This window comes from Erwinia sp. INIA01 (assembly GCF_025947915.1).
GTDB lineage: Bacteria > Pseudomonadota > Gammaproteobacteria > Enterobacterales > Enterobacteriaceae > Erwinia > Erwinia coffeiphila.
On sequence record NZ_JAPDNC010000027.1, the window covers coordinates 1 to 6,699 of the forward strand.

The 6,699-nt window shown below is 55.4% G+C and carries 5 protein-coding genes; all 5 read right to left on the minus strand.

What is annotated here, in order from left to right:
- Positions 1-74: 74 nt before the first annotated feature.
- Entirely contained in the window at positions 75-539 is a 465-nt protein-coding gene (locus OMR58_RS25630; RefSeq protein WP_264547296.1) for a hemagglutinin repeat-containing protein, read from the minus strand.
- Between the two features lie 232 nt (positions 540-771).
- Positions 772-1,203, minus strand: a complete 432-nt coding sequence (locus tag OMR58_RS25635) for a hypothetical protein (RefSeq protein ID WP_264547297.1) — start codon at positions 1,201-1,203, stop codon at positions 772-774.
- Complete coding sequence (locus tag OMR58_RS25640; RefSeq protein ID WP_264547298.1) at positions 1,203-4,367, minus strand: hemagglutinin repeat-containing protein; 3,165 nt, start codon at positions 4,365-4,367, stop codon at positions 1,203-1,205. The genes OMR58_RS25635 and OMR58_RS25640 overlap by 1 nt, the downstream gene beginning before the upstream one ends.
- Positions 4,368-4,472: 105 nt before the next feature.
- Positions 4,473-4,694: an Imm31 family immunity protein gene (locus OMR58_RS25645; protein WP_200564166.1), complete on the minus strand. Its 222-nt coding sequence runs from the start codon at positions 4,692-4,694 to the stop codon at positions 4,473-4,475.
- A 16-nt stretch (positions 4,695-4,710) separates the two neighbouring features.
- Positions 4,711-6,699, minus strand: a 1,989-nt coding sequence (locus OMR58_RS26000; protein ID WP_279355986.1) for a polymorphic toxin type 17 domain-containing protein, incomplete at its 5' end; no start/stop codon positions are given.

Genomic DNA, 6,699 nt, shown 5'->3' on the forward strand with positions numbered 1-6,699 from the left:
GCGGCGGCCTCAGCCCGGAACAGTTCGAAAACCAGACCCTCGCTTAGGGACGTGTCCACATTACGTGGGTAAGATCACCCCGCCATCACCTTCAGCGTGTCGCCGGAAACGGTACTGCCCAGTGCGCTCTGCTGATGCGTCTCGCTCTGGATCTTCGTGGTGGTCTTCGAAAGGAAACCGTGTTTTTTCCACTTCGCGCTGGTTGACTGATCCCAGCCGGCTTCCCCGCTTGTCAGGTTCAGGTTATTGCCCGCACTCAGCGTCACATCGTTTGTGCCCAGCAGGTTGCTGCCCGATGTGGTCAGATCGTTCCCTGCCATCACCTTCAGCGTCTCGCCGGAAACGGTGCTGCCCAGCGCGCTCTGCTGATGCGTCTCGCTCTGGATTTTCGTGGTGGTCTTCGACATCAGACCGTGTTTTTTCCACTTCGCGCTGGAAGACTGATCCCAGCCGGCTTCCCCGCTCGTCAGATTCAGGTTATTGCCCGCCAGCAGCGTGGCGTCACCGGTCGCCGTCACATCCGCCGCGCGCAGGTTCATATCGCGCTAGCTAGGACATGGATTGTTTTTAACGGTCTGATATTGATGGCAGACGAACCAATAGCGCCCTGAGCCTGAAATTACGCAGATGCTCAGGAAGGCCTGTAAGCTGGCGGCCCGTAAGCAGCGGCAGGTGGCGGAATTGATCAAGGTAATCGGCTGGCCAGAGGGCAGAACCGGTAACCAAAGGGTGTATAAAGTAAAATCCCGGCTCGAGGGCCGGGATTTTACTTTATCTCGTAAGTGTTACTTTGGATAATCTGTCGTTCTGGTTAAATTGTAAATGTAGAGCATAATCCCCTTTTTCATATTTGATCCAACGATCTATATACCCCATGAGCACATCCACCTTTCCACCACCTGAAAATGAAGGGATACCTAGAAAATTGATAGTCTTAGACTCCGAACTATTAATTGAAACTGGTAGCTTTCCTTTATAAATTGAAAAACCCTCATCTTGTTGCACATAAAAAGATATCTGTTCTACCACACCATGCTCTAATAAAAACAAAACACCCGACTTCAAAAAAGAGTAATACTTCCTGTCACCCAAGACACCCTCATCGATCTTAGGCAACTCATTAAAAATCGATGGCAATTTAATAAAAACACCATCAATCTCCGTGCATCCCAACAGCTTAATACATTCATTCCACATCAACATTATTTTGTTACTCCTATTTGCTGATTTCTGTCCTTAATCTGCTTAATTGCATCATCAACCAGCTTAGGATCATACCCTCTATCCAGCATGTTTTTTCTCAATGCATCTGTATCACGACATTCTGCCCCACACAGATTCATCGCATCATTTTTAACTTGAGTAGCATTATTTTTACCACCATAAGTTGGTCCAGCCTGATGCACATCCTTAGGTACTTCAACAGCTGTGGCATTATTATATAAAGCTTTTTCTTCCGTTGGAGTAAGTTTTCTCCCCAACTCTTTCTCTTTTGCCTGACGAATTGCAGCAAACGACGGAATATGATCATGTTCAAGATTATCACCAACGACTTCACGGGCTTTCAGCTCTTTGTAAGAACTAACATCCAGAGCTTTGACAGATTGTATTTCATCACTGGCATTATTGATTAGCCTAGAAGCCTCATCAATATCACCTTTCTTCAGCGCTTTTTCCGCATTTTTCAAAACGGCTGATGCGACATATCCCCCGGGAATCAAAGTAGCCGCAGTAACCAGATAATCAAGTGCTGACTGCGCTTCCGCCAGCGTCTTAATAGTACCCACCACCGGCACAAAATCCAGCCCTGCATCTGCAAAACCTTTCAGCAGTTCATCACGGTGCGCTTCCATCTTCGAGCCACAGGCCTCAGTACTGAGTCCGGCACAGTTCTGTGCTTTAAACTCTTCTGTGGCTTTTACCAGCGCATCCTGGGCTTTCTGATACTTCTCTTCCTGCGACATCCCGGAAGCTTTGTTTTCTATAATGTCACTAAGCGCATTATTCTCAGTCGAGTTCTTACCCGCCTGCGCCCCGGCCATTCCATCCGCAGCACTGCCGCCCGTTATACCGCCCGCCAGGCCCGCAGCCAGCGTGCCCAGCACGCTGACAGTCTGTTTCTCCGTTTCCGTCAGATCACTGACCCGTTTACCTGGATACAGCTGATTCATCACCAGTTTCGCCATCAGCTCACCGCTGACCGCTCCGGCTGCGCCCGCTGCCGCACTGTTCCCGGCCTCGTAAGACACGATGGCACCCACCACCGCGTGCGCCATGGCACGGCTCGTTTCATCCGGAGCCAGTTTGTGGATTTGCTCTGCCAGATACGGCGCAGCTGCACCGGACAGCAGTTGTCCCACATTGCCGCCAGCAAGCCCCTGTATCGCCGCCGTTGCCGCCTGGATACCCTGCTGGATCGCGCCCCCCGTTCCCCATTCCTCCTGCGCGGTTTTATAGGCTGACGAACTGGTCAGCAACTGGTCATACGCTGCCCGTTCCTCTGGCGTCGCATCGCTTCCCGGTGACCTGATGCCTTTCGCTTCCAGCTCTGCTTTACCGGCGTTTATCGCCAGGATTTTGCCCTGGGTTGCCGCAATGTCTATCGCCTGCGAGCCGATCTCCCCAATCACCTGCGCTTCCTGCAGCCGCTTCTGCTCCTTCTCCTTATCAAAGATCGGGCTCAGGCCGTTTGCCGCGTGCTCCGTATCGCGGTCCAGCGTTGCCACATCCTGCTGCTGTTTGTCTTTGTCCCGGATAATGATCGTGCCGTCTTCCACCGCTGCGTGCGTCGTGCTGCTGTCGTGGCCGCTGCCGCTGGCGCCGACCAGCGTGTTGTTCGCCATATTGCCGACAAACTGCCCGCCCACGCTGCCGCCTGAGCTGATACCGGCGCCCTGGTGTTCGGTTTTATAATCCGCCTGATTGTGGATATCGCTCCAGCCCAGCGTTCCGGTATCCAGCCGGTTCTTCTCTTTCTCCGCCGTGCTGGCGATCACCCCGCCGTCCAGTTGCGTGTGGCTGCCCACGGTGATATCAAACCCGCCTTTCCCGGCGAACAGCCCCGACTGCTCCTTCACGCTGGCGAAGTCGCTGTTCATCTTATCCCGGCTGCCGCTCAGGCTGGCCGAACCGCCGATACCGGCCCCCCCGATGACACTGCCGCCGACGCTGCTGCCGGTCTGCTTCATGTCGTAGTGGTCGCGGTCCTGCTCGCTGGCTATCAGCAGGTCACGCCCGATGTCGGCTTTCACCGACTTCCCGCTGACCTGCGCGCCCTGCAACAGCGCATCCCGGCCGCTGTTCAGCGTCAGGTTCCGCCCGGCGTCCGCCGTTGTCTCCGTGTGCGTCAGGCTGCTGCCGTTTTCGTGGCCCCGGCTCTGACTGGCACTTGCCGAGAGGCTCAGCCCCGCCGCAACGCCGCCCACCGACAGCCCTGCGCCCACGCTACCGCCGTGGCTGCTGCTGTGCCCACTGCTCTGCGTGCTGTTTTTACCCGAGGTCAGGCTGATGTCCCGGCTGGCCGACAGCGCCATATCCTGCCCGGCCTTCAGCTGCGCACCTTCCACATTCAGGTCACCCGCCGTCGCCGTGATATGCATATCCCGACCCGCCTGCAGCTGACTGCCTGAACTGCTGTGCTCTTCCTGCCGCTGCTCCGAGGTCGATTTCTGCTTACCGTAGCTCAGCGTCAGTCCGGCGATGTTGCCGTCGCTGCTGTTGCCCGTGGCTTCCGCCGCCAGCTGCGCCGCCTGGGCGGCCTGATAGCCGGTCAGCGCCGCCAGCGTGCCCTTCAGCGCCGCCAGACGACCGCTCTCCTCTTTTTTCGCCGCCTTCACCTGATGCACCGCGGTGTTCAGCGCACTGCCCACCGTACCGGATAACCCCACCGTCAGGCCACGGCTTTCTGATTCGCTTTTCGTCAGCGAGGTGTGGCTGTTCTCCGCCGATGTGATACTGACGTTTTTACCCTGCACTGTCAGATCCTGACCGGCCACCAGGTCACTGCCGTGCACGGTCGCCGCGTTCCCGGCCTGCAGCGTCAGGCTCCCCGCGCTGCTCCCCGCCACGCTGCCTTTCTGCACGTTGCTGCTGTCGTCGCGGGTCAGTTTCTGCGACGAATTCCCCAGCGAGAAGCCTATCCCGCCGCTGCCGCTGAAGCCGGATTTTTTCTTCTGCTCAACCGAGGCGGAGTGATCGGACTCGGCGGCGGTGGTCAGCGTCAGGTTGTTGCCCGCACTCAGCGTCACATCGTTTGTGCCCAGCAGGTTGCTGCCCGACGCGGTCAGATCGTTCCCTGCCATCACCTTCAGCATGTCGCCGGAAACGGTGCTGCCCAGCGCGCTCTGCTGATGCGTCTCGCTCTGGATTTAGCAGTGTCAGCTAATCGTGTTAATCGGGATGATTAGGAGATAGGAGACGATAGCTGATCGAATAACAGATAAGAAACCCGGCTTAAATAGCCGGGTTTTTCATTAAAAAAAATCATCTTGCGTTAGTTGTTTTCCTGTAGGAATAACCTCATCCTTATCAAAAGATAAAAGATATTCTTCGTCATAAAGTTTTACAGAGTAACCATAAAGAACACCATCCTCCTCACTCACTCCCATAACGCCACCTTTCTTCCCTGCATATTTTTTATTTTGGCAATCAGAAGATATTTTTACTTCCTGATAAAAACCTATTTTATTTTCCATTAAGTATTCCCCTTAATCACTTATGCGTTATTCTTCCATCCAGAGATACATTCAAATGTGAACCATCTCTTGTTGCCCAGCCAAGCTGAGCTTTGCCCTTAGGTGATAGCTGGACATCCCATTCAAATGCCTGCCCTACTGTACGAGATGGCCCTTTAACCCACTCGTTACCGAATTTATCGAGATACCCATTATTTGGTCCTCTTGGTAGTGGATTAGTAGAAGAATAATTACTGTCAGGTACAAACCGAATTTTCCCTTCCGTTGGAAGTTCTACGTATTTTATACGCCCTTTGGTAGACCACGGTTTAGCCGCGCTTCCTGTTCCCCCTGGATTAAAAGGCGGTTCATCTACATATCCTGGAATTTTACTGGCGTTGGAAGATTGCGGTTCTACTTCCTTCCCAGGTTTCGGCAAACTCCCCGCCCCCAACGCGCCATAGACCAGGTTACCTAGCCCATCAGCGCCAGTTTTCAACAACGACGCTTCAAGCCAGCCACACTTCCCGGCGCACTGATCTATGATATCAGCATACCATTGAGCCGAAATTTCATAAGCGTTGCCAGCCATATTATCCTGCTGACGCAGATCTGTATAAGTCTTATCATCCAGTTCTATTTTCGCACGTGTATCTGCAACACAGGCGGCGTTACCTGAATCCCAGCACGATTTCAGCTTCTGAATGTTCTCCGCTGATTCTTTCGCCATATCCTTACGGATATTCTGTTCACAACCCGCATTTCCGTTACACGCCTTGTACTTTTCAGCGTATTCCTGTGGATGCCCCTGGCTCAGAAAGTTATTCTCAGTCGAGTTCTTACCCGCCTGCGCCCCGGCCATTCCATCCGCCGCACTGCCGCCCGTTAAACCTCCCGCAAGGCCCGCAGCCAGTGTGCCCAGCACACTGACCGTCTGCTTCTCCGTTTCCGTCAGATCACTGACCCGTTTACCCGGGTAGAGCTGATTCATCACCAGCTGCGCCATCAGTTCACCGCTGACCGCACCAGCAGCGCCCGCTGCCGCACTGTTTCCCGCCTCATACGACACGATGGCGCCCACCACCGCGTGCGCCATGGCACGGCTCGCTTCATCCGGGGCCAGTTTGTGGATCTGCTCTGCCAGATACGGCGCAGCCGCACCGGACAGCAGTTGTCCCACATTGCCGCCAGCAAGCCCCTGTATCGCCGCCGTTGCGGCCTGGATACCCTGCTGGATGGCGCTACCGGTTCCCCATTTCTGCCAGGCAGTTTTATAGCCGGACGTTTCCTTCAACGCCTGGTTGTAAGCCGCTGTCTCGTCTTTCGTGGCATTCGGGCCGGGTTCCCTGATACCTTTTGCAGCCAGCTCAGCCTTCCCTGCTTTTGTTGCCGCAATCTCCCCCTGCGTCCTTGCAATATCCCCAACCTGTGAACCAATCTCACCAATCACCTGCGCTTCCTGCAGCCGCTTCTGCTCCTTCTCCTTATCAAAGATCGGGCTCAGGCCGTTTGCCGCGTGCTCCGTATCCCGGTCCAGCGTTGCCACATCCTGCTGCTGTTTATCCTTGTCGCGGATAATGATCGTGCCGTCTTCCACCGCTGCGTGCGTGGTGGAGCTGTCGTGCCCGCTGCCGTTGGCCCCGACCAGCGTGTTGTTCGCCATATTGCCGACAAACTGCCCGCCCACGCTGCCGCCTGAGCTGATACCTGCGCCCTGATGCGAGACGTCCCAGTCGGCTTTGTTATGGATATCGCTCCAGCCCAGCGTTCCGGTATCCAGCCGGTTCTTCTCTTTCTCCGCCGTGCTGGCTATCACCCCACCGTCCAGCTGCGTGTGGCTGCCCACGGTGATATCAAACCCGCCTTTCCCGGCGAACAGGCCGGTCTGCTCCTTCACGCTGGCGAAGTCGCTGTTCATCTTATCCCGACTGCCGCTCAGGCTGGCCGAGCCGCCGATACCCGCGCCCCCGATGACACTGCCGCCGACGCTGCTGCCGGTCTGCTTCATGTCGTAGTGGTCGCGGTC